Here is a 1,294-nt window from a genome sequence, read left to right as displayed (position 1 = left end):
AGTTATTATATTTTGGCCGGAAACCCAGAATTGACACCTTGCTTCTAATCTTACAAATGAGTGCTGGTGCATATAAAGATTAACGGTTATTAAATTCTATTATGGTGAGATTTTGGTTTATATCGACAAGCGATGAAGAATTAGAATTGTGTTATCTTAAAAATTAAATACTATGTTAATTACGTGTTGTACGTGGAACGTTATTGCTGTCCATCTGTAGAATAAATATAAGCCGAAAATTTAAACGTACACATAAGAAGTTGTGTAAAAATAAATCATAATAAGACGATAAAAATAATTTATGGGAGCCTAAATGAAAAGCAGTAAGTGGGCCGGTCTTATCGGTTTAATGTTATTGACTGGATGCGCTCAATCCGTGGGGACTGCACAGCCATTTTCCGTTCAGAGCCAAGCGAATGTATATGGGTGGATTTCTGTCGAAGGATACCATCCTCCAGTTTCAACCTATATAGAGGTGGAGATGTGTCAAGCTTTTGAAAATCAATGTCTTACTGTTGCTTCTCAGCAATATCAAGGTGTTCAGTTACCAGTTCAATATTCTTTTCTTATTGCGCCAATTCAAGCCGGGAAAGGAGAAATGAAAGTGATAGGGAAACTCTATTCTCAAGGTCAAATTATCGCCCAAAATGAGCAGAAATATATATTCAGAGAGGGAAGTAAGAAAGTGGATTTAAGACTTTTTCCTATAGAAATAGAAACAAAAAAGTAATCGGTTACATTTAATTAGCGCTATCTAATTTATTAAATGTGAATAGAAATAGCCAATTCAATGTGAAAGAATTGTTGAGCGTTTTTATAAATAAAATTGCGAAAAATGAGTCATCGGGACAGTTGGAAATTATATTAATAACTATTGCCACAAGCGTGTGATTTATGATTATATCCTACGCCTTGAACACGTTGGCTTAGCGTTTTGGATTAAAAAACAAACAATTTGAAGGTTTTGGAAATGTGGTTTTCCTAATTTTCATTATCATATTAGTAATTTAATTTATTCTAATATAAAAACAAAGTCAGAGTTTAAATAGCATAACGTTATTTAATAAAAATAGACTTATAAGAAAGTAAAAGCGCTATCTGAAAATAAAAAACTACTCATTCAGAAGCCTGTATTTGAGCTTAGGCTGCTTAATTCCTCGAAGGAATGGCAGTTTCTAAGCTATTCGCTATTTATTTCGGGGGGTATGGTAAGTGATATGAACTTCTATGCTCTTTTCTTTGCTTCTTTAATTGAAATTGTACTGCTTAGGAAATAACAACAAACAAAGTAGTG

At 32.9% G+C, this 1,294-nt stretch carries 1 protein-coding gene; it reads left to right on the top strand.

What is annotated here, in order from left to right:
- Positions 1-313: 313 nt before the first annotated feature.
- The gene (locus tag R7Q47_RS24980; RefSeq protein WP_318089993.1) at positions 314-730 is read left to right on the top strand and encodes a YscW family type III secretion system pilotin; all 417 of its coding nucleotides are present in this window, start codon (positions 314-316) and stop codon (positions 728-730) included.
- Positions 731-1,294 lie beyond the last annotated feature (564 nt).

The organism is Vibrio sp. Vb0349, from assembly GCF_033338975.1.
Note: the sequence above shows the minus strand (reverse complement) of the source record. Positions and strands in the feature narration are given on the sequence as shown.